Origin of the sequence: Herbaspirillum sp. 1173, assembly GCF_031455335.1 — a bacterium.
GTDB classification, from domain to species: domain Bacteria; phylum Pseudomonadota; class Gammaproteobacteria; order Burkholderiales; family Burkholderiaceae_D; genus Herbaspirillum; species Herbaspirillum huttiense.
In genome coordinates, this window is sequence record NZ_JAVDSP010000003.1 from 88,468 (window position 1) to 108,969 (window position 20,502).

The 20,502-nt window shown below is 62.9% G+C and carries 18 protein-coding genes; 11 read left to right on the plus strand and 7 right to left on the minus strand.

The genetic code is table 11. The features are described 5' to 3' along the window. Positions 1-46: 46 nt before the first annotated feature. From J2X56_RS12300 to J2X56_RS12320, 5 genes are all read left to right on the plus strand, one after another. Positions 47-487 carry a hypothetical protein gene (locus J2X56_RS12300; protein WP_121038786.1) on the plus strand — a complete coding sequence of 147 codons (441 nt, stop codon included), beginning with the start codon at positions 47-49 and terminating at the stop codon, positions 485-487. A 93-nt stretch (positions 488-580) separates the two neighbouring features. After that, complete coding sequence (locus J2X56_RS12305; protein ID WP_310160549.1) at positions 581-1,966, plus strand: TolC family protein; 1,386 nt, start codon at positions 581-583, stop codon at positions 1,964-1,966. Next, complete coding sequence (locus tag J2X56_RS12310) at positions 1,963-3,345, plus strand: copper oxidase (RefSeq protein ID WP_310160550.1); 1,383 nt, start codon at positions 1,963-1,965, stop codon at positions 3,343-3,345. The genes J2X56_RS12305 and J2X56_RS12310 overlap by 4 nt, the downstream gene beginning before the upstream one ends. A gap of 98 nt (positions 3,346-3,443) precedes the next feature. Then, positions 3,444-3,734, plus strand: a complete 291-nt coding sequence (locus tag J2X56_RS12315) for a copper-binding protein (RefSeq protein ID WP_310160551.1) — start codon at positions 3,444-3,446, stop codon at positions 3,732-3,734. 145 nt (positions 3,735-3,879) lie between these two features. Continuing rightward, the gene (locus J2X56_RS12320; RefSeq protein ID WP_310160552.1) at positions 3,880-5,520 is read left to right on the plus strand and encodes a fatty acid--CoA ligase; all 1,641 of its coding nucleotides are present in this window, start codon (positions 3,880-3,882) and stop codon (positions 5,518-5,520) included. 1,020 nt (positions 5,521-6,540) lie between these two features. On the opposite strand, the gene purU is transcribed toward J2X56_RS12320, so the two are convergent. Beyond that, a complete protein-coding gene (gene purU / locus J2X56_RS12325) occupies positions 6,541-7,410 on the minus strand; it encodes a formyltetrahydrofolate deformylase (RefSeq protein ID WP_121038771.1) in 870 nt (289 codons plus the stop codon). 350 nt (positions 7,411-7,760) lie between these two features. Beyond that, entirely contained in the window at positions 7,761-8,282 is a 522-nt protein-coding gene (locus J2X56_RS12330) for a polymer-forming cytoskeletal protein (protein WP_039787631.1), read from the minus strand. 214 nt (positions 8,283-8,496) lie between these two features. Between J2X56_RS12330 and J2X56_RS12335 the strand changes: the two genes are divergently transcribed. From J2X56_RS12335 to J2X56_RS12345, 3 genes are all read left to right on the plus strand, one after another. After that, on the plus strand, positions 8,497-8,772 hold the full coding sequence (locus J2X56_RS12335) for a hypothetical protein (protein ID WP_134040135.1): 276 nt from the start codon (positions 8,497-8,499) through the stop codon (positions 8,770-8,772). Positions 8,773-9,157: 385 nt separating this feature from the next. Beyond that, complete coding sequence (locus J2X56_RS12340) at positions 9,158-9,874, plus strand: Pr6Pr family membrane protein (protein ID WP_121038768.1); 717 nt, start codon at positions 9,158-9,160, stop codon at positions 9,872-9,874. A 473-nt stretch (positions 9,875-10,347) separates the two neighbouring features. Further along, a complete protein-coding gene (locus J2X56_RS12345) occupies positions 10,348-12,060 on the plus strand; it encodes an acid phosphatase (RefSeq protein ID WP_121038764.1) in 1,713 nt (570 codons plus the stop codon). Positions 12,061-12,147: 87 nt separating this feature from the next. Here J2X56_RS12345 and J2X56_RS12350 read toward each other — a convergent pair whose 3' ends face one another. Next, positions 12,148-13,152 (minus strand): sulfonate ABC transporter substrate-binding protein, encoded by a 1,005-nt coding sequence (locus J2X56_RS12350; RefSeq protein WP_121038761.1) that lies wholly within the window; start codon positions 13,150-13,152, stop codon positions 12,148-12,150. 256 nt (positions 13,153-13,408) lie between these two features. Between J2X56_RS12350 and J2X56_RS12355 the strand changes: the two genes are divergently transcribed. Further along, positions 13,409-15,124 carry a chloride channel protein gene (locus tag J2X56_RS12355; RefSeq protein WP_310160553.1) on the plus strand — a complete coding sequence of 572 codons (1,716 nt, stop codon included), beginning with the start codon at positions 13,409-13,411 and terminating at the stop codon, positions 15,122-15,124. Positions 15,125-15,143: 19 nt separating this feature from the next. Here the strand turns inward: J2X56_RS12355 and J2X56_RS12360 are convergent, their stop codons facing one another. Beyond that, positions 15,144-15,521, minus strand: coding sequence for a hypothetical protein (locus J2X56_RS12360; RefSeq protein ID WP_121038755.1), 378 nt, complete (start codon positions 15,519-15,521; stop codon positions 15,144-15,146). Between the two features lie 452 nt (positions 15,522-15,973). Further along, on the minus strand, positions 15,974-16,474 hold the full coding sequence (locus tag J2X56_RS12365) for a spore coat U domain-containing protein (RefSeq protein ID WP_121038752.1): 501 nt from the start codon (positions 16,472-16,474) through the stop codon (positions 15,974-15,976). Between the two features lie 450 nt (positions 16,475-16,924). On the opposite strand from J2X56_RS12365, the gene epsC reads away from it, so the two are divergent. Continuing rightward, positions 16,925-17,869, plus strand: a complete 945-nt coding sequence (gene epsC, locus J2X56_RS12370) for a serine O-acetyltransferase EpsC (protein WP_121038749.1) — start codon at positions 16,925-16,927, stop codon at positions 17,867-17,869. A gap of 12 nt (positions 17,870-17,881) precedes the next feature. Here epsC and J2X56_RS12375 read toward each other — a convergent pair whose 3' ends face one another. Both J2X56_RS12375 and J2X56_RS12380 read right to left on the minus strand, forming a co-directional pair. Continuing rightward, positions 17,882-18,037, minus strand: a complete 156-nt coding sequence (locus tag J2X56_RS12375; protein WP_310160554.1) for a hypothetical protein — start codon at positions 18,035-18,037, stop codon at positions 17,882-17,884. Positions 18,038-18,158: 121 nt separating this feature from the next. Next, the gene (locus tag J2X56_RS12380; RefSeq protein ID WP_310160555.1) at positions 18,159-19,310 is read right to left on the minus strand and encodes an MFS transporter; all 1,152 of its coding nucleotides are present in this window, start codon (positions 19,308-19,310) and stop codon (positions 18,159-18,161) included. A gap of 76 nt (positions 19,311-19,386) precedes the next feature. Here J2X56_RS12380 and gcvA point away from each other — a divergent pair, with 76 nt between their 5' ends. Next, positions 19,387-20,280 carry a transcriptional regulator GcvA gene (gene gcvA, locus J2X56_RS12385; protein ID WP_209582866.1) on the plus strand — a complete coding sequence of 298 codons (894 nt, stop codon included), beginning with the start codon at positions 19,387-19,389 and terminating at the stop codon, positions 20,278-20,280. Positions 20,281-20,502 lie beyond the last annotated feature (222 nt).

Genomic DNA, 20,502 nt, shown 5'->3' on the forward strand with positions numbered 1-20,502 from the left:
CCGTACAGGTTGATCGCAGGGATGGCCCCGGTCTATACTGCCGCCCATGATGCTGCGCGCAAAACTCCTCCTGCTCTGGCTGCTGGCGCTGGCGATTCCCGTCCAGGGCTTCGCCGCCGTGCTGCAGGCCTGCGCGCCGACGCAGCAGCAGGCGGTACAGCATCATGCGCCCGCAGTGCAAGCGCCTCAGATGCAGCATGAGCAGCATCAGCATCATGACCAGCAGGCCCATCAAGGCCATCACGCCGATCATGGCGCGGCAACACAGCTCACCTCTGCTGACGCCACCGACACGCCCCATCAGCAACATCACACGCATTCCTCCTGCAGCTTCTGCGCCGCCTGCACCGTCGGTGGCCTGTTGCCGCTGGCCTTGAGCGCACCGCCTGCGCCTGATCTTCCCTCGCGCGAATTCATTGCGCTGCCGGCTTCCGGCTTCGTCGGCTATCTGCCGGAAAACCCCGACCGTCCCCCTGCCCTCGCCTGATCCTGCCCTGCGCACCTTCGCGTGCGCCTGAGCCTCGTGCGCGCTGACGTCAGTGCGCGCGTGGCGTGACGATCATCATCAGACGAGGATTCCATGATTCCCCAAGTTTCACGTCCCTGGCGGGCCGCTGCCGTGGCCGCCTGTGCCTTGCTGGCCGGCTGTGCGCAGCTGTCGCCGGATGGCGGTTTCGGCCAGGTCGAGCAGACCAGCCAGCAGCGCCTGGGCCACACCCCGGCCTGGAACCGCAGCCCGCAACAGACCCAGGCCAGCAGCGAGCGCGTACGCGCCTTGCTGCACGATCCTGCAAGCGGCGCAGCGCGACTGGCCAGTGCCGACGATGCGGTGCAGATCGCCCTCCTCCACAATCCTGATCTGCAGGCCGATTTCGCCGGACTGGGCGTGGCTGAGGCCGACCTGGTGCAAGCCGGCCGCCTGCCCAATCCCGGTTTCTCCTTCAAGCGCACCCATGCGGGCGACGATCTCAAGATCGAGCGCAGCCTGTCACTGGGCCTGATGCGCCTCATCACCCTGCCGACGACTGCGCGCATCGAACAGCGGCGCTTCGAGCAGGTGCGCCTGTCGCTGGCCGCGCGCGTGCTGACGCTGGCAGCGCAGACGCGCCAGGCCTACTACCAGGCGGTGGGCGCGCAGCAGGGCTTGCAGTATCAGGAGCAGGTGGCCGATGCGGCCGAAGCTGCGCATGAACTGGCGGCGCAGATGGCGCGGCTGGGCAATATCAGCCAGCTCGATGGTGCGCGCGAGCAGTTCTTCTATGGCCAGGCGCAAGCCAGCCTGCAGCAGGCGCGCCGGCAAGCGGCGCAAAACAAGGAAACGCTGGCCCGCCTGCTGGGGCTGCCACCGGATTTCGCGCTGCCGGCGCAATTGCCGCCCCTGCCCAAGCAGCTGGAGGCGGTCGATGACATCGAGCAGCAAGCCCTGCAGCAGCGCCTCGACGTCCAGGCCGCCCGCACCGAACTGGAGGGCCTGCAAGCTTCGCTGGGACTGACCCGCGCCACCCGCTTCATCAACGTGCTGGACCTGGGCGCGGTGCGCACCACCGAGAGCGGCAAGCCCAATGAGAACGGCTACGAGATCTCGTTGGAGATTCCGCTCTTCGACTGGGGCGAGGCGCGCACGGCCAAGGCCGAGGCCATCTACCTGCAGGGTGCGCACAAGCTGGCTGCGGCTCTTCTCGATGCACGCGCCCAGGCACGCCTGGCCTGGCGTGAGCGGCAGGATGCCTATGCGCTGGCCCGGCGCTACCAGGATGAACTGGTGCCGCTGCGCCAGCGCATCGCCGAAGAAAACCTGCTGCGCTACAACGGCATGCTCATCAGCGTCTTCGCCTTGCTCGCGGATGCGCGCGAACAGGCGGCCACGATCAATGCCGCCATCGATGCCCAGCGTGATTTCTGGATCGCCGACGCCAGCCTGCAACAGGCGCTGGGCGGCCGTCCCCAACCAGGAAAGCAACCATGAACCCGAACGACAAAGCGCGCCGCCACTTCCTGCAAGGCGCGGCGCTCGCCGTAACGGCCGGTGCCGTCAGCCGCGCCGGTGCCGCCGGTCTGCCTGAAGCCCCGCTGCAAACCAGCGCCGCCACGCAGCCCCCGCTGCAACCCGCCACTGGCCGCCCTTACCAGCCGGTGGTTACGCTCAATGGCTGGACCTTGCCCTGGCGCATGAAGAACGGCATCAAGGAATTTCACCTGATCGCTGAAGCCGTGGAGCGCGAGATCGCGCCCGGCATGAAGGCCAGGCTGTGGGGCTACAACGGCCAGAGCCCCGGCCCGACCATCGAGGTGGTGGAAGGTGACAAGGTGCGCATCTTCGTGACCAACAAGCTGCCCGAAGCGACCTCGGTGCACTGGCACGGACAGCGCCTGCCCAATGGCATGGATGGCGTATCGGGCCTGACGCAAGCGGCCATCCCGCCTGGCAAGACCTATGTGTATGAGTTCACCGCCAAACGCGCCGGCACCTTCATGTATCACCCGCATGCCGACGAGATGGTACAGATGGCCATGGGCATGATGGGGTTCTGGGTGACGCATCCCAAGGATCCTGGCGTCATGCGGGTGGATCGGGATTTCGTGTTCCTGATGAATGCCTACGACATCGCGCCGGGCGCCTCGGTGCCCAAGGTCAGCACCATGCTGGACTTCAACCTGTGGACCTGGAACAGCCGGGCCTTCCCCGGCATCGACCCGCTGGTGGTGCGGCAGAACGACCGCGTGCGCATCCGCGTGGGCAATCTCACCATGACCAATCACCCGCTGCACCTGCACGGCCACGAGTTCAGCGTGACCGGCACCGATGGCGGCTGGGTGCCGCCGACGGCGCGCTGGCCCGAGGTCACCACCGACATTGCGGTGGGCCAGATGCGGGCCATCGAGTTCGATGCCACTGAAGAAGGCGACTGGGCCCTGCACTGCCACAAGGCGCATCACACCATGAACGCCATGGGCCATGACCTGCCGACCATGATCGGGGTGGACCAGTCCAAGGTCGTCAGCAAGATCAGCCGTCTCATTCCCGACTACATGGCCATGGGTGACAAGGGGGGATCGATGGGCGAGATGGAGATGCCCCTGCCCGACAACACCCTGCCCATGATGACCGGACGCGGACCGTATGGCCCCATCGAGATGGGTGGCATGTTCAGCACCGTGAAAGTCCGGCGCAACCTGGCGCGGGATGATTACCGGGATCCGGGCTGGTATCGCGCACCGGCCGGCACGGTGGCGCGGGAATGGCAGGGCGAGATGCCCGAGACCCGGCGGGCCGCTCCTTCCGGCACGGCTGCGCCAGCCACGCTGGAGGTCATCAAGCCGGGAGGGCATCAAGGACATCATTGAAAAAATGACTTATTGAGCACCTCTATCATCATATTTTTACATCATTGTTTTTGGATCAGCGACCTTGCGTCGCTGACGACTTCACGAAAGGAAAGACCATGTTGCACTCCCTCCTCCTCACCACGGCCCTTTGTTTTACCGCGCTGGCGGCACACGCACAGGGTGATGCACCCAAAGTGGATGGCGAAATCCGCAGGGTCGACACCAGCACGGGCAAGCTCACCATCCGCCATGCGGAGATTCCCAATCTGCAGATGGGCGGCATGACGATGGTGTTCAAGGCCGATCCCGAGATCCTGGCGCGGGCACGCGAAGGCGAGAAGATCAGCTTCACCGCTGACCGGGTCGATGGTGCGCTGACCGTGACCTCGCTGGAAGAAAAGCGCTGACCACTCAAGGAGTGCCGGGACGATCCACAATTTCGTCGTCCCGGCGACGATGCGGTTGGAGACTTGGCGGTATCATCGGAGTTCGTTTCATCCATCCCATCCATAAGAGGCGGCCCTGCTGCCGCACAACAGAGGAGACTCCGGCATGCCCCAAGCGATCGAGCAAACCCCGTCGGCCTATGGCTATCCGCTGCTGATCAAGCAGTTGCTGCACAGCGCCCTGGCCACCGCCCCCGAGCAGGAAATCATTTACGGTGCGCGCCGGCTGACCTATGCCGGTTTTTACGAGCGCGTGCAGCGGCTGGCCAATGTGCTCAAGGAAATGGGCGTGCAGGCCGGCAATACGGTGGCGGTGATGGACTGGGACAGCAATCGTTATCTGGAGTGTTTCTTTGCGGTGCCGATGATGGGCTGCGTGTTGCAGACGGTGAATGTACGGTTGTCGCCGGAGCAGATTGCCTACACGCTCAATCATGCGCAGGCTGATGTCTTGCTGGTGAATTCGGATTTCATGCCGGTGTTGAAGCAGATCCGTGGTGAGTTGAACACCCTCACGCGCTGCGTGCTGTTGACCGACGATGGCAGTCCCTGCCCGCAGGGGCCGGGCTTCGCGGGCGAATACGAAGCGTTGCTGGCGCAGGCGGCTGCGCAGTATGACTTCCCGGATTTTGACGAGAACGCGCGCGCGACGACCTTCTACACCACCGGCACCACGGGCTTGCCCAAGGGCGTGTATTTCAGCCATCGGCAACTGGTCCTGCATACGCTGGGCACCACGGCCGGGCTGGCGCTGGCGCCGCAGCAGGGGCGTTTGCATCGGGATGATGTCTACATGCCGTTGACGCCGATGTTCCATGTGCATGCCTGGGGGCTGCCTTATGTGGCGACGATGGCGGGGGTCAAGCAGGTGTATCCGGGGCGCTATGTGCCGGACACGATCTGCAAGCTGATCCGTGAGGAGAAGGTGACCTTCTCGCATTGCGTGCCGACCATTTTGCAGATGGTGTTGACCTCCGAGCAGGCGCGGGAAGTGGATCTGTCAGAGTGGAAGATGATCATTGGTGGTTCGGCGATGACGGGCAGTCTGGCGCGCATGGCGCGGGATCGGGGGATTGATGTCTTTACTGGTTACGGGATGTCGGAGACTTGTCCGATATTGACGCTGGCGCAGGTGCCGACCGAGGACCTGGGCAGCGAGCGTGAAGCCGTCCTGCGCGTGAAGACCGGGCGGCCGGTGCCGCTGGTGGCCTTGCGCACGGTGGATGGCGATATGAATGATTGTCCGCGGGATGGCAAGAGCACCGGTGAAGTGGTGGTACGCGCGCCCTGGCTGACGCAGGGGTATCTGCATCAGGCGGAAGCCTCTGAAGAATTGTGGCGTGGGGGGTGGTTGCATACCCAGGATATCGGGCATCTCGATGCCGAAGGCTATCTGCAGGTCACGGATCGGATCAAGGATGTCATCAAGACCGGGGGCGAGTGGGTCTCTTCGCTGCAGATCGAAGACATCATCGCGCGACACCCTGCCGTGGCTGAGACGGCCGTCATCGGGGTGCAGGACGGTAAATGGGGGGAGCGGCCGGTTGCGCTGGTCGTCCTGAAGAAGGATGTGGCTGCGGTTTCTGAAGAGGATATCCGGCAGCATGTAATGGCTGCTGCCGAGGCTGGGACCATCTCTCGTTATGGCGTGCCGGATCGGGTGCGGTTTGTTCCTGAATTGGCTCGCACCAGCGTCGGGAAGCTCAACAAGCGGGTGATGCGGGAGCAGTATCCGGTTGGGGGGTGATCCTTCTTGGTTTTTGGTTTGTTTTGTCTTGGCTGAGTGCTTTTCTGGGTTTTTGGTATGGGGTAGTCTGCACGGAAATCTTTCCTGCGCTCTAGCTTAATTATTTTCTCTCTCCGGTCGGGAGAACGCGCCGGGGGCGGCCCGGCAGCCGCTCACTTTTCTTGTCTCGCCAAGAAAAGTAAGCAAAAGAAGGCGACCGCAACTCCGCCGCCCTCCTTCGGAGGGTCCCCGCTTCAGAGCCCAACAAAACGGGAAAAATAGAGTCGCTTCGCTCCGACTATTTTTCTGATCCGTTTTGTTGGGCTCTGAAGCGGCGGCGCAGATGCGGACGGCCGAAACGGCTCGCCTTCGGCATCGCCCCCCCTCCGACTCGCCTTCGGCTTTGCCTTGGGGTTCTTTAGCCTTCGATACGTCGCTGCGCGACTACTCAGGACGAACGGACGGAAATTATTTAAACAAAAACCAAAAAAACAAAAAAACAAAGAAACAAAAAAAAGAACAAAAAAGGAAAAACCCAAAACCCAGAGCGGGAATGGGAACGATCAAAAGGTCGATGCCGCAGGCGAACCAACCCAAAGCCGAAGGCGAGTCGGAGATGTGGCGAGGCCGCAGGCGAGCCCGTGGGGGGTGCCGTCCCCATAGAGCCAGCCGCCGCAGCAGAGCGAAAAGTGGATCAGAAGGATAGTCGGAGCGAAGCGACTCTATCCTTCCCACTTTTCGCTCTGCTGCGGCGGGGACCCTCCGAAGGAGGGCTGGCTCTTTGGGGTCGCCTTCTTTTGCTTACTTTTCTTGGCGAGACAAGAAAAGTGAGCGGCTGCCGGGCCGCTCCCGGCGCGTCCTTCCGACCGGAGAAAGATAAGAATTAAGCTAGAGCGCAGGAAGAAATCCCGTGCAGACTGCCCCAAACCGCACAACCAGAAAAGCACTCAGCCAAGACAACAAAACCAAAACCAAAAACAAAACCAAAAACGCCGCCCGACCAAAGGCCGGACGGCGTCCAAGGCGAAGACAAGCAGCGGATCAGTTGAAGATCACGGTCTTATGTCCATTGAGCAAGATACGATGCTCGGTAAACCATTTGACAGCGCGCGCCAGCACGACGCATTCGATATCGCGTCCGATGGCGGTGAGGGTATCCGGCCCCATGGAGTGATCGACGCGTTCGACGCCTTGCTCGATGATCGGACCTTCATCCAAGTCGCCGGTAACAAAGTGCGCGGTTGCCCCGATCAACTTGACGCCACGATCATGCGCTTGATAGTAAGGCTTGGCGCCCTTGAAGCTAGGCAGGAAGGAGTGGTGAATATTGATCGCCCGTCCGCGCAAGGCCTCGCACATCTCAGGCGAGAGGATCTGCATGTAACGCGCCAACACCACCAGATCGATCTGGTTGGCATCGACGATTTCCATGATCCGCTGCTCCTGGGCCCGCTTGGTCTCGATGGAAGAGCCGGTAGCCAGCGGCAGATGATGGAAAGGAATGTTGTAGCTCGCAGCCAGCTGATAGAAATCAGTATGGTTGGAGACAATCGCCGGAATCTCCACCGGCAGCAAACCGCTCTTGTAGCGGAACAGCAGATCGTTGAGACAGTGACCGATCTTGGACACCATCAGCATCACACGCGGCTTCTTGCCCGCATCATGCAACTGCCAGTTCATCTGCAGCGAATCGCCCAGCACGCCGAAATCCGCACGCAAGGCCGCATCCGACACCCCGGCATCTTCCGAAGAAAAATGCACGCGCATGAAGAACAGCTTGGACTGCGCATCGCCAAACTGCGCCGAATCGATGATGTTGCAGCCGTGATCGGCCAGGAAGCCCGAGACGCGATGCACGATGCCGCGCTGGTCCAGGCAGGACAAGGTAAGAATGTATTCCGGGTGAGCCATGAGTGAACTGAGGAATGAAACCGAGAAGCGCCAGCGTCCCGTCGGCAGCCCCACGCAGGGACGCTACCGGCCCGGCTTTCGGGCAAAAGGACGAAAGGCGCTATTGTCGCACGGCCGGGCCATGCGGACAAATCCGGCACGCGCAAACGCACGCCGGACGCGTCAAAGCGAGGTCATTCCGACAAAAATCACGGCAGATCGGCACGATTTGACAACAAATCGCGCCTCGCCCCGAAAATTATTTCCAAAAAGAAACAAGACCAGCAAGACACACCACTGGCCCGGCCTCAAGAGGCCTCCTCACCGGATGGCGCGCGAGACTGCGACTTCGGCACCACCCGCAGGGGAGCTCATGCGGTCTTCTGCAACAGATCCTTCTGCTCGTGACCGCCGCCCACCTGCAGATCGCCGGCCAACTGGCCACCCTCTTCGATCACCAGCTTGCCGTAACGAATCTTGCCGGTCACCTTGCCGCTGGAATAGATCACCAGCTTCTGGCGCACGGTGAGATCACCATCGAACTCGCCACGGATCTCGGCCAGGTCGATTTCGGCAGAACCCTTGAAGGCACCACGCTCGGCAATCTGCACCACACGGCAGTTGATCGTGGCTTGCACCTTGCCTTCGACGACGAGCGTGTCGCAGTCCTCGATCTCGCCCTTGACCTTGATGTTGGGGCCGACGGTCAGCTTGCTGCCGCTCTCCTCGGTCGCCGCAGGCGCAGTATTGGAGACGGAAGAAGGATATTGGGTAGGTTTGTTCACGCTGGTCACATTGCCGCCTGTAGTAGAAGAGACGTTGCCCGCACTGCTGAACGGGGAATTGGTCGAACTGGTTTCGCGTTTGCCGAAGAGGGATTCCGAGCGAAGCATGTGATCTCCTGAAATGGTAGTGCCTGATGCGTAAAAATCTACGCGCGAAAAATAAGCCTGCGCCAAGGTGCGCACGACAGCGTCATGACGCACACCGCCTGCGCGGTGCCAGGCCGCCCTGCACGATCATCGGAAAGACCGGCAACACGAGCGGCGCGTCGGAACGTCGACAAGGTCGACGGAAGCGGCTCCTCCCGAGGTCCATGAGAGGGGAATGGACTGCCCGAACGCGAAGCATCCAAGCGTTGTCCGGGAGGAAACCTGTGCGATTCGGCAGGATGCCTTTTGCAAAGTTCACCGCAAATTTGTAACAGTGAATGCATCGCCGGAAGCACCGTTTTTCTGCAGTGAATACACAGCGAATACAGGGCAAATTATTTATATTTTGAAGCGCCTTGTAACTAAAAAAAATGTAACAGTTGTTAGAGAGCATGCGTCGCCACAAGGCGACACCCTCTTCCGCAAAGTCCGCTCCGGATATGGCTTGTAGAGAACCTCTCCCATTTTGGTGCGGCCACATCGATCGGCTGCAACAGAGAAAAAACTTAGAAATTCAACCGGTCAATTTCCCCCACCTTTCAAGGCCACACTCTTCCCCCACTGAGCGCATTGATGAGCACAATTCACCGCATGGATGAGCCAGCTTCATCCCGAAGAAGGAGCCTGCCGCATCCGCCATGCGTTCTCGCAACCATGAATGCGACAGGCCCCTCGCAAAGGGCATCGGCGATGTGTCTTGATGTAAGCGTTGAAAATGAATGTCATGCGGCAAGCACAACCATGCCCGCCCGATTTATGATGGAGCCATTGCCGGTTGCCGCCGGAGCTCCACCCGTCCGGCGGCAGCAGCCCTCTCTCCTCCCGCAGACCACACCATGAGCAACGACAGGATCCCCTCGCCGGAATCGCTGGATTCCTTTGGCGCACATCTCTTCCCGGCGCGCCGCCACTCGGCTGCAGCCCGCACGGTCGCCGGCCTGATCGCCGTGATCAGCTGGTTCGCCTTCGTGGCACAGACCGACATCACCATCAACCGCCTGCTGGCACGCGGCGGCGGCATCCTGGATGGCCTGGACCGGCTGACCATGTACCTGACCAACCTCACCATCCTCATGAGCGCGCTGTGCTTTACCTCGCTGGCGCTCTCGCTGAGATCGCCCATGAGCCGCTTCTTCCGGCAGCCCACCGTGATCTCGGCCGTGGTCACGTACCTGGCCTTCGTCGGCATCGCCTACAACCTGCTGCTGCGCCATTTGTGGACGCCTACCGGCTTTCGCGCGCTGGTCAATGAGAGCCTGCATACGGTGGTGCCGCTGCTGGCGATCGTGTACTGGATTTTTTTCGTGCCGGTATTCCAGGCCTCGCTGAAGAAGGCACTGCTGTGGCTGGTCTACCCGTTGGGGTATCTGATGGTGACGCTGTGGCGAGGGGCACTGTCGGGCTTCTATCCCTACCCCTTCATCGACGTCAACGCGCTCGGCTATCCGCGCGTGATCCTGAACGCCACCCTGCTGTTCGGCGCGTTCGTCGGGTTGATGGCCTTGTTCATCGCCGTCAACCGGTCAGGAAAACCGGTGCTGCAAGGCAAATAGGACGTACTGATGATGGGCGGCCGGACTGCGCGTCCGGCCCTGCCGCCAGGCCACTAGGTCAGCGGCTCCGTGATGGCGAGCGCCAGCATGAACACCATGCACGCACTGAAGCCCGCACCGATGAGCAGGTATTGAAAAGTTTTGAGCACCATGATTCCCTCGTCAAACAAGACCGCCTTGACATGAGCGCCGAACCGGCCATCCCCTGGCCTGCCGGACTCACCTGACCCGGTCGCCGGGCCGCGAGATGCGTGGCCCCAACCGGTGCGGTCGACGCATTTTATGGCCTTCGCCACGCATGAGCACCATCCTAGCGTTTCTTTTACTCAAACTTTCACTGTCTCTTGGTGCCGGTTTCGTCACTTTCTTGATTGCCAGCATGATGGAAAAGACACATCCTTGTCATACGGTCGCGCTATGCTGCCCCCGCAACGCGCCAAACCCCACAACAATATCCGACAGGAAATTCATCCATGAGCAAGCACGACGACGACATCGCCGGCAGCCAGCCTGCGTCCAGCGAAACACCCCCTATCCCGCAACAACCCGGCCGCCGCCGCTTCCTGGGCAGCATGGCGGCCCTCGGTGCCGGCACCACCCTGGCCGCCTGCGCCACCGAAGGCCAGGGACCGGTGCCCTACCCCAGCGGCAACCCGGCCGAGTCCGCCGCGCTGGACCGCGCCCTGCGCGAGAACGTCAAGACCATCGTGGTGATCTACGCCGAGAACCGCAGCTTCAACAATCTCTTCGCCGATTTCCCCGGCCTGGAAAAGCCGCTCTCTTCGCTCAAGCCCTCGGACTACCAGCAGCGTGACCGCGACGGCAGCCTGCTCAAGGAATTGCCGCCCGCCTGGAACGGCGTGCTGATCCAGGACCAGAGCGTGGAAGGCGTCAACTATGCCGGCGGCAAGCAATACCAGACCAGCTTGCCCAATGCACCCTATGCGCTCAAGGGCCCGCAAGGCGAAGCGCTGCCGCTGAGCCTGGTCACGCGCGACCTGTGGCACGTGTTCTACCAGAACCAGATGCAGATCAACGGCGGCAAGAACGATGGCTTCGTGGCCTGGGCCGATTCCGGTGGCCTGACCATGGGCCACTATGCGGACACCCGCTACAACCTGCGCCTGTGGGACGTGGCGCGCGAATTCGTGCTGTGCGACAACTTCTTCCAGGGGGCCTTCGGCGGCTCCTTCCTGAACCACCAGTACCTGATCTGCGCCACTGCGCCCTACTATCCGAACGTGATGAGCTCGGTCTCACGCACGCAAGTGGCCAAGACCAAAAACAATGATCCGCTCTCGCCGGAACTGGTGCCGGCCGAAGGCAGCCCGGCCAGCGCCCTGCAAGGTCCGCCGAAGTTCGGCCCCAGCGCACTGACGCCGGACGGCTACGCCGTCAACACCATGGCCCCGCCGTACTGGCCGACCTGGAGCCGCGACCGCAACAATCCGGCCTACGCCGAACCCAACCAGCCCAGCGTGCTGGTGCCGCAGACGCATGAACACATCGGCGACAAGCTCAACAAGAAGGGCATCGACTGGGCCTGGTATGCGGGTGCATGGCAGGCCACGCTGGATGAGTTCAAGGATTCCAAGGGCATCCCCAAGATTCCCAATTTCCAGTATCACCACCAGCCCTTCAACTACTTCAAGAACCTGGGTCCGGAAAATCCGGCCGAGCGCAACAAGCGCCTGCGGGATGGCGGCCTGGGCGACGAGTCGCGCACCAACCGCTTCCTGGCCGATGTCGAGGCGGGCCGCCTGCCGCCGGTGACCTTCTACAAGCCGCAGGGCAACCTCAACCTGCACGCCGGTTACGCCGACATCGCCTCGGGTGACCGCCACATCGCCCACATCGTCAAGAGCCTGCAGGCCAGCCCGCAGTGGAAGAACATGGTGGTGGTAATCACCTTCGATGAGAACGGCGGCTGGTGGGATCACGTGGCCCCGCCCAAGGGCGACCGCTGGGGGCCGGGCACGCGCGTGCCCGCGCTGGTGATCTCGCCCTTCGCCCGCAAGGGGACGGTAGATCACACCGTCTATGACACCGCCTCCATCCTGCGCCTCATCACCCGCACCTTCGGCCTGGAAAAGCTCAATGGCCTCAAGGAACGTGACGACGCCATGATCGCGCGCGGCCAGCAGCCCATGGGCGACCTGACCAACGCCTTGCAGTTCAAGGCCTGATCAACCGCTACGCGAGAACGACAAGGCCGCCGCAGGGTTTTCCTGCGGCGGCCTTGTTCATGGTGTGACGAACCGTGCGCGGATGGTTTACGCCAGCCAGGGTGGTGCCGTCTCGCGCAGGTTGATCTTCTTCGGGATCAGCTTGAGATCGAGGAAGGTATCGGCGATCTGCTGCTGCTCGTCGAGAATGGCGTGCGTGATCGGCAGCGTACCGTAGTTGTAGCGGCGCACCACCACGTCCAGAACGCCCTTGGGCAGCCCCAGGATGCCGGCCAGTTCGCTGGCGTAGTCATCGGGGCGCGTCTTGGCGAACTCATCTACCTTGGCCAGCTCTTCCAGCGCGATGCGGATGAGGTCGGCATTGTCCCGCGCATAATCACGGGTCGAAAAATAATAGGCACGATTCTTGACCACCCCGTCGGCGTCGGCCAGGATGCGCGCCTTCAGGGTCTGCTGGGCGGCCGCCAGATAGGGCTCCCAGATCGCCCAGGCATCGACCGAGCCGCGTTCAAACGCAGCGCGCGCATCGGCCGGTGCCAGCCAGACCGGGGTCACGTCGCCGTATTGCAGGCCATGCTTTTCCAGCAGCTTGACCAGGAAGTAATGCACGTTGGAACCCTTGTTCAGGGCGATGCGCTTGCCCTTGAGCTGCGCCGGTTTCTGCAGGCTGTCATCCTTGACCAGGATTGCTTCCACATAAGGACGCGGCACCGTCGCGCCCACGTAGACCAGCGGCGTGCCGGCCGCCTGCGAAAAGATGGGCGGCGCTTCGCCGACGTCGCCGAAATCGATCGAGCCCGCCCCCAGCGCTTCCAGCTGCACCGGGCCGGCACTGAATTCCACCCACTTCACGGTCGCCCCCAGCGATGCCAGCCGCTGCTCCAGCGTGCCATGGGCGCGAATGATGCTCAGCGCCCCTTTCTGATAACCCACACGCAACTGGCGCGTGGCCGCGTGTGCCAGGCGCGGACTGAACGCCGCAGCCGCACCGGCCGCACCCAGGGCCAGTCCGGCACCGATGAGGCGGCGGCGCTTGCTGTTCAATTCCACGGTGGCGAGGGCGCGTTGGCGTTTGTCTTCGTACTGCGGCATGGGGACTCCATCATTCATGGTTGAGGTCGATATTTCCTGGCTCACAGGGTAGCGAGCCCTCCTCATGCTGCGAACGAATCATTCCTCCTGTGCATAGAAGAAAAGCGGATAAGTCGCGCCATGCATGCAACACCCGGCCTCTTCCTGGCCGAATATTTTATATCACGTTGTGATATATTAATTCCCTATCCTTTTATCCATGCGACTTCTTCTCCACGATGAGGTCGTCACCACTACCCCTCAAATTCGCCATTCAATGAAACACAAACGCGACTACACCGCCGACCGGCGGCTGCCCCTGCTATGCGCCATCGGGGCGGCCATCGGCGCGCTGTCCACGGGCGCGGCCTGGCTGCTGCTCAAGCTCATTGCGCTCTTCACCAACCTGTTCTACTTCCAGCGCCTGTCCTTCGAGGCCAGTTCGCCTGCCGCGCATGCACTGGGCTGGATGGCGGCCCTGCTGCCGGTGATCGGTGGTCTCACCGTCGGACTCATGGCGCGCTACGGCAGCGACAAGATCCGGGGCCACGGCATTCCGGAAGCGATCGAGGCCATCCTCTTCGGCAAGAGCCGCATGTCGCCCAAGGTCGCGTTGCTGAAACCGCTGTCATCGGGCATCGCCATCGGCAGCGGCGGTCCGTTCGGTGCCGAAGGGCCGATCATCATGACCGGCGGCTCGCTCGGCTCCCTGCTGGCGCAGTGGCTGCACCTGACTGCGGCCGAGCGCAAGACCCTGCTGGTCGCGGGAGCCTGTGCCGGCATGACGGCGATCTTCGGCACGCCCGTGGCCGCTCTGCTGCTGGCGGTGGAACTGCTGCTGTTCGAACTGCGCCCGCGCAGTCTGCTGCCGGTCGCGCTGGCCTGCGCCATCGCAGGCTTCCTGCGGCCGTGGCTGATGGAAGGTGGCGTGCTGTTTCCGCTGGAAGTGGCACCGGCCGCGCCGATCGCCCTGTTGTCCTGCCTCGCCGCCGGCCTGGCCAGCGGTGTGCTGGCGGCGCTGCTGACGCTGGCCCTGTATCGCATTGAGGACGGCTTCCATCGCTTGCCGCTGCACTGGATGTGGTGGCCGGCGCTGGGCGGCATCGCCGTCGGGCTCGGCGGGTTGTTGCAACCACGCGCATTGGGCGTGGGCTACGACGTCATCGCCGACCTGCTGAACCAGCACATGCTGGTGTCGGCGACCCTGGCGCTGCTGCTGGTGAAGGCGGTAATCTGGCTGCTGGCGCTGGGGTCGGGGACCTCGGGCGGGGTGCTGGCACCGCTGCTGATGATGGGGGCCGGTCTGGGCCTGGTGCTCGCACCGTGGCTGCCGGGCGGCTCGCCGGGACTATGGCCGCTGGTCTGCATGGCCGGTGTGCTGGGCAGCGTGCTCGGTGCGCCGCTGACGGCCATCGTCTTCGCCTTCGGCCTGACCCACGCGGGCAATGCGCTGCTACCGCTGATTGCCACCACGGCCGTTGCCTATGGCGTCAACGTGTTGTCGATGAAGCGCTCCATCATGACCGAGAAGATCGCACGGCGCGGCCTGCATGTGCATCGCGAATATGGTGTCGATCCGCTGGAACGGGTGCATGTGGAAGACCTGATGTCCCCCCCGCAGGCGCTGGAAGCGGCGCTGCCGGCCGGTGAAGCGCTGGCGCGGTGCCGCGCGGCAGAGCGTGTGCATCGCTACTATCCGGTGACGGCGCATGGCCGCCTGCTCGGCATGGTTGCGCTGAGCCGCCTGCAGGCCGCCGATCCGGCCGCAGGCTGCGGCACCCTGATGCAAGCCGAGGCCGGCTACCTGCTGCCCCATCTGAGTGCGCGCGCGGCTGCCGGAGCGATGGCGCGACAAGGGGTGGCGCGCCTGCCGGTGGTGAATGGACCGGAACGCCGACAGCTGGTCGGCGTGCTGTCCTTGTCAGATTTGGCACGTGCCAGTGCCAGCCATGCCGAGGAAGAATCAGTACGGGAAAAATTGCTGGGAAGCTGAAGCCTCGTCTGACTGCAGCTCAGACGCCACCGCTGAGCTTGCACATCAGGTTGTCATGCGAGACCAGGATCACGTTGATACCGGCATTGCCGTTGTCCATGCGGAATTCGCTGTTGCCGTTGGCCAGCGAGATGATGCGGACCGCGCGCGTGGCGGTCTCGGTCATGACCGTTTCGGCCGCCATGTTCAGGCAGGTCAGCACGCAGCCGCTGCCCGCCGCGCAACTGCGGGTGATGTCGCTGGCCACCGGCGAAGGGGCAGCAGTACTGGCCGGCACGGGGACGGCGGCCGGCACCTGCACCGGGACTTGCGCACGGGCCGCTGCGGCGGACAGCAGCAGACTGGACAGCAGAGAAAGAAGCGCAAGGTGGAACGATGAAAACCGCGGTGCGCGCATGGAAAGGCCTCCCTTGTTGGATCTGTCGGATCGAGCCCGTATTGCATCACAAACAAAAAAAGGGCGCACCTCCTTGCGGAAGTACGCCCAAAAGTAAGCCCCCCTCAGGGCTTCCCGGTAATCGAGGTACTAGGGCCTGTTCACATTCAATCTGTGAGATGCGTTGCCCCCAGAAGGCGGGCTGGCAAGGCGCGCGTCAGGGCTGGTGGTGGTGCCACCAGCCCTGACGTGCAACGCGGCCAGCGCGCCTTCTGGAGGCAACCCTCCGGGAGAGGCCGCCAAGCGTCGCCTGCCGTTGTTGCAGCTCCTTGCCGTGGCACCACCACGGCGCGTCGCCGCGCCTAGGCAGACAACGCTTGGCGACCTCTCGCACTCACAGATTGAATGTGAACAGGCCCTAAAAGCCACGATGGGCGCAGGGAATCTGGCCTGCTGCCGCATGTGGCGCAACATCAGTAGGTCAGCGTGACGGTCACGGTGTCCGAATAAGCGCCCGCCAACGGGGTCTGGGCGGCAGGAATCTGGCCGTAGACGGTCAGCGTCTGGGTCAGGCCGGAGCCGGTCCCGGTGACGGTATCGGTGCCGATGGTCGAGCCCCAGTTGTTGCTGCGGGCCGAATCGCGGTACAGCGCGTAGTTCAGGGTACCGCCGCCGGCCGCGCTCATCTTGCGGCTGCTGACGGTGGAACCGGTTCCAGTACCAGCGTCAAGACCGACGTTGTAGGCAGTACCGTTGGTGCACAGGACAGTGATGGTGCCGGACTGGTTGACCAGGCTCTGGGTGTAGGCGCCGAAGGCGATGGCCGAACCGACCACGGTGCAGGAGGCCACGACCGAAGCGCTGATGGTCAGCGTACCGCTGGCAGTGGCGGCAAACGAGGCCGGTGCGCTGGAGGCCAGCACGACAGCGGCGACGGTGGCGGCAACGAAGCGGTTTTTCTTGGCGTGGAACATCGAGTCTCTCCTGGTTTGGCTGCCTGGTCCTCGCCCCTCGCTCGGACTTCTTGCTGCAGCTGGTATGACGAGACTTTAAGTTTTTGTTGTTCCACCCAATATCGGGAGCTTCCTGAGGTGACGCGCTTTTGCGTCAGGATTTTCCTGAATGATATAAATGCATCATGTCGTGAGATATTCATCAAGTCTCACGGCGTCGGCTGGCCAGGCAAGCGTGGTGCGGATTTGCGGCAGATCAAATGCGCATGAGGATATGCGCAATGATACTTTGCAGGAACCTTCATTCGCGGGTACAGTCCATGACCAGAGCAGATTCAACAGCGGTGCCACTTTTCAGATAGAACTGGGCACCGCGAATCTCTCTTCCCGTGTTTCCCCGCCTGGCTTTTCTCTTCGATGGCTTCCCTGCCCTGTCCGGCACCCCGCGCGCATTTTTGATAGCATGCGGGCATGGAACCTGATTACATCCCCGAACTGAACGCATTGTCTGACTCGGTTGAGTCTGCAGGCCTGGGCTTGTCCGCCGTGGTCGCCGGCCTGCGTACCTCGCGCGAAGTCACCAACAAGATCCGCTACCGCGGCGAGATCCGCGAACTCCCCTCGCGGGAAGCCATGCAGAAGCTGTTGCAGCATCTGCAGGCCGCCTTGTTCCCCACGCATTACGGGCACACCGATTTATCCGATGAGACCATCGATTATTTCGTTGGAAGCCAGTTGAATGCTGCGTTGTCCATTCTGCGCGAACAGGTGCGGCGCAGTCTGTATTTCAGCAGCGATGTGGAAGAGGATGGTCTGCTGCGGGAACGTGCCACGGCCATCACGCGCGACTTCGCGCACCAGTTGCCGGGCGTGCGCGACATCCTGGTCAGCGACATCCAGGCGGCGTATCACGGCGACCCGGCGGCGTCGAGCATTTCGGAGATTTTGCTGTGTTATCCGGGCACCACGGCGATCATCTATCATCGCCTGGCGCACGCCCTGCATCAGCTGGGAGCACCGCTGCTGGCGCGGCTGATTGCCGACATCGCGCATTCGGCCACCGGCATCGACATCCATCCGGCGGCGCAGATCGGGCCGAGTTTCTTCATCGATCACGGCACCGGGGTGGTGATCGGCGAGACCACCATCATTGGCCGCAACGTACGCCTGTACCAGGCCGTGACGCTGGGTGCCAAGCGTTTTCCGCAGGAGCCGGACGGTTCATTGGTCAAGGGGATTGCACGCCATCCCATCGTCGAGGATGACGTGGTGGTCTATGCGGGCGCGACGCTGCTGGGCCGCATCACCATCGGGCGAGGGTCGGTCATTGGCGGCAACGTGTGGCTCACGCACAGCGTGCCGGCGGGCAGCAACATCTCGCAGGCGGAGATGCTGAGCGACTGCCGCCAGCCCTGACCAGCCGCTCGTTCAACCAGCTGCGCCCAGCCAGTGTTGCAGGAGGTACAGCGTACCCAGCACGGACAGGCCAATGACGAAGGCAGCGCCGATGGCACGGCCTTCGGCGGGCAGCAGCGGTTCAGTCGCGAAGTGGCCGAGTTCCTGGTAGATGTGGTGATCGTTCATGGAGGCTCCTGAGTCCGGCAAGGAAGGGATCAGGGCCATGCTAGTCAAGCTGCGTGCTGCTGTGAACGAAGCAATGGGCAGATGGATATCTGTTCACCGCATAAAGCGCGCCCCGCCCTGCTCAGGGCTGACCGGAGAGGGACCCTGGCGGCACGGGTACCGGCTGGCGTCCGCAGGCGATGGCTGCCAGCGCCAGGGCCGAGGCCGCGAGGCTGTAGAGCCACAGGGATGACATCACCGGCAGCAGCAGGCCGGCCAGCATCGGCCCCATGCCTGCGCCGATATCGCGCCAGATCGCACGTCCAGCCAGCGCATGCACACGCTGCGCCGGTGGCGTGCGGGCGGCGACGATGGGGGCCAGCAGCGGCAGTTGCAGAGCCCGCAGGATCACGATCAGCCCGGCGAACAGCCACAGCAATCCCCCGCCGAAGCCGACCAGTGCCACGCAGGTGGCCAGTGACAGCGTCACCAGTACCTTGACCGCACCGAAGCGCTCGGCCAGCCATCCGCCCAGGGGGCTGAGGACGATTTCCCCCGCGTAGCGCAGCGCCATCAATACCCCCGCGACCAGTTCGCCATCAGCGCCGAAGGATTGCTTGCTCATGTAGGCCAGGCCGACGATGAAGAGGCCATCCAGGGTCAGCCCTTCGAGGAAGGACCACCAGTCCAGGGCATTGGGCAGTTTCCAGCGGCGTGGCTGGGGCGGTGCGTAGGCGTGCTGAGGCAGGCGGCGTGCGGCCAGCAGGCCCAGCAGCGCGGTGGCCGCCACCAGGGCGAACACCATGCGCGGACCGATGTGGGGGGCCAGCAGTGCGGCGGCAGGCAGCCAGAGCATGGGACCGATGGCGATGACGCCGCGCGAGCGGCCGGAGCGGCGGGCTGCGCCTTGGGGGTTGGCGGTGGACATGGCCTGGGTGGAGAGGTTGAGTCCGGCGAAGGCCATACCCCACAGCAGGCGCAGTGGCAGCAGGGCCCAGAAGCCGCTGGCGACCGTATAGCCGAGGGCGCAGAGGATGGCGGCGCAGACAGCCAGGGTGCAGGTGGGGCGATCGCCGCGTTGTGCGTAGAAGCTGGCGACCCAGCGATAGCCGGCGATGCGCACCAGCCGGTTGGCCGCGAGCAGCACGCCGGCCTCGGCGAGGCTGACGTGGAACTGGGCGGCGTACATGGGGAGGAGCAGGTAGAGGACGATATCGCAGGGCAAGGCGGCCGAGAGCGACATGGCGGCGTGGCGCGAATCGATATCGGCCTGGCGGTGGTCTGGCGTGGTCATGGAGGCCGATGATGCGCCGCGTGGGGTGGGCTGACAAACGATATTAATTCCGGGCATGCGTGATAATATTTGACGCATGGCCGATCTCACTCTTCCGCTCAATGCCATCCGCGCCTTTCTGGCAGCGGCCCGTCACCAGAGTTTCACGCTTGCGGCGCAGGAGCTCAATGTCACACATGGCGCGGTCAGTCGCCAGATCAAGAACCTGGAAGACTATCTGGGCATGCCCTTGTTCGAGCGGCGTACGCGGCAGGTGTTGCTGACCGAGCGTGGGCGGCAGTTCTTCGAGGAGGCCAGTCCGGCGCTCGATATTCTGGCCAATGCGGCGCGGCGGGTGATGCGGGATGCGCCTACGCGCACGGTGGTCATCAATGTGCGGCCGTCCTTTGCGGTGCGCTGGCTGATTCCGCATCTGTCCGATTTCGTGGAGCGGTATCCGGGGATTGCGCCCCAGGTGGTGACCAGTACGGCGACCGTGGGCAAGGCGGGCTCTTCGTTTGATATCGCGATCCGGCGGGGAGAGACCAATTGGCCTGAGACCCTGAAGGTGCAGCGGTTCATGGAGGATGAGCTGGTGCTGGTGGCTTCTCCTGCGCTGCTGCAATCCATGCCGCTGGAGGACGTGTCGCAGTTGGCGCGGCATACGGTGCTGGTGTCGCGCAGTCGGCGCAATGACTGGGAGGACTGGCGCAAGCTGGCCGGCCTGAAACGCTCACGTTCCCAGGCAATGCTGCATTTCGATCACGTGCATTTTGTATTGCAGGCGGTCATGGATGGGCTGGGGGTGGCCTTGTCGCCTGTATCACTTGCGGATAACGATCTGCGCTCGGGACGGCTGGTTTGTCCCTTCCCTGATCTGCGCTTGAACCTCGCACCCTACTACCTCGGGATCAGCTTGCAGGCAGGAGCTGAGGCGCAATTGTTTGCCAAATGGCTTGGGGAATATCGCGGGGCTTTGATCGGTGGTTGAGTTGGTTTTGTGTTGTCTTGTTTTGTCCTGTCTTGGCTGGGTGCTTTTCTGGTTGTTAGGTTTGGCGTAGTCTGCACGGAATTCTGTCCTGCGCTCTAGCTTAATTATTTTCCCTCTCCGGTCGGAAGAACGCGCCGGGAGCGGCCCGGCAGCCGCTCACTTTTCTTGTCTCGCCAAGAAAAGTAAGCAAAAGAAGGCGACCGCAACTCCGCCGCCCTCCTT

Coding starts and splice junctions, on each gene's coding strand:
- J2X56_RS12340 (WP_121038768.1), top strand. CDS start 9,158: ATGAGCAACGACAGGATCCCCTCGCCGGAATCGCTGGATTCCTTTGGC.
- J2X56_RS12365 (WP_121038752.1), bottom strand. CDS start 16,474: ATGTTCCACGCCAAGAAAAACCGCTTCGTTGCCGCCACCGTCGCCGCT.
- J2X56_RS12310 (WP_310160550.1), top strand. CDS start 1,963: ATGAACCCGAACGACAAAGCGCGCCGCCACTTCCTGCAAGGCGCGGCG.
- J2X56_RS12350 (WP_121038761.1), bottom strand. CDS start 13,152: ATGCCGCAGTACGAAGACAAACGCCAACGCGCCCTCGCCACCGTGGAA.
- purU (WP_121038771.1), bottom strand. CDS start 7,410: ATGGCTCACCCGGAATACATTCTTACCTTGTCCTGCCTGGACCAGCGC.
- gcvA (WP_209582866.1), top strand. CDS start 19,387: ATGGCCGATCTCACTCTTCCGCTCAATGCCATCCGCGCCTTTCTGGCA.
- J2X56_RS12355 (WP_310160553.1), top strand. CDS start 13,409: ATGAAACACAAACGCGACTACACCGCCGACCGGCGGCTGCCCCTGCTA.
- J2X56_RS12320 (WP_310160552.1), top strand. CDS start 3,880: ATGCCCCAAGCGATCGAGCAAACCCCGTCGGCCTATGGCTATCCGCTG.
- J2X56_RS12380 (WP_310160555.1), bottom strand. CDS start 19,310: ATGACCACGCCAGACCACCGCCAGGCCGATATCGATTCGCGCCACGCC.
- J2X56_RS12305 (WP_310160549.1), top strand. CDS start 581: ATGATTCCCCAAGTTTCACGTCCCTGGCGGGCCGCTGCCGTGGCCGCC.
- J2X56_RS12345 (WP_121038764.1), top strand. CDS start 10,348: ATGAGCAAGCACGACGACGACATCGCCGGCAGCCAGCCTGCGTCCAGC.
- J2X56_RS12315 (WP_310160551.1), top strand. CDS start 3,444: ATGTTGCACTCCCTCCTCCTCACCACGGCCCTTTGTTTTACCGCGCTG.
- J2X56_RS12335 (WP_134040135.1), top strand. CDS start 8,497: ATGGACTGCCCGAACGCGAAGCATCCAAGCGTTGTCCGGGAGGAAACC.
- epsC (WP_121038749.1), top strand. CDS start 16,925: ATGGAACCTGATTACATCCCCGAACTGAACGCATTGTCTGACTCGGTT.
- J2X56_RS12360 (WP_121038755.1), bottom strand. CDS start 15,521: ATGCGCGCACCGCGGTTTTCATCGTTCCACCTTGCGCTTCTTTCTCTG.
- J2X56_RS12330 (WP_039787631.1), bottom strand. CDS start 8,282: ATGCTTCGCTCGGAATCCCTCTTCGGCAAACGCGAAACCAGTTCGACC.
- J2X56_RS12300 (WP_121038786.1), top strand. CDS start 47: ATGATGCTGCGCGCAAAACTCCTCCTGCTCTGGCTGCTGGCGCTGGCG.
- J2X56_RS12375 (WP_310160554.1), bottom strand. CDS start 18,037: ATGAACGATCACCACATCTACCAGGAACTCGGCCACTTCGCGACTGAA.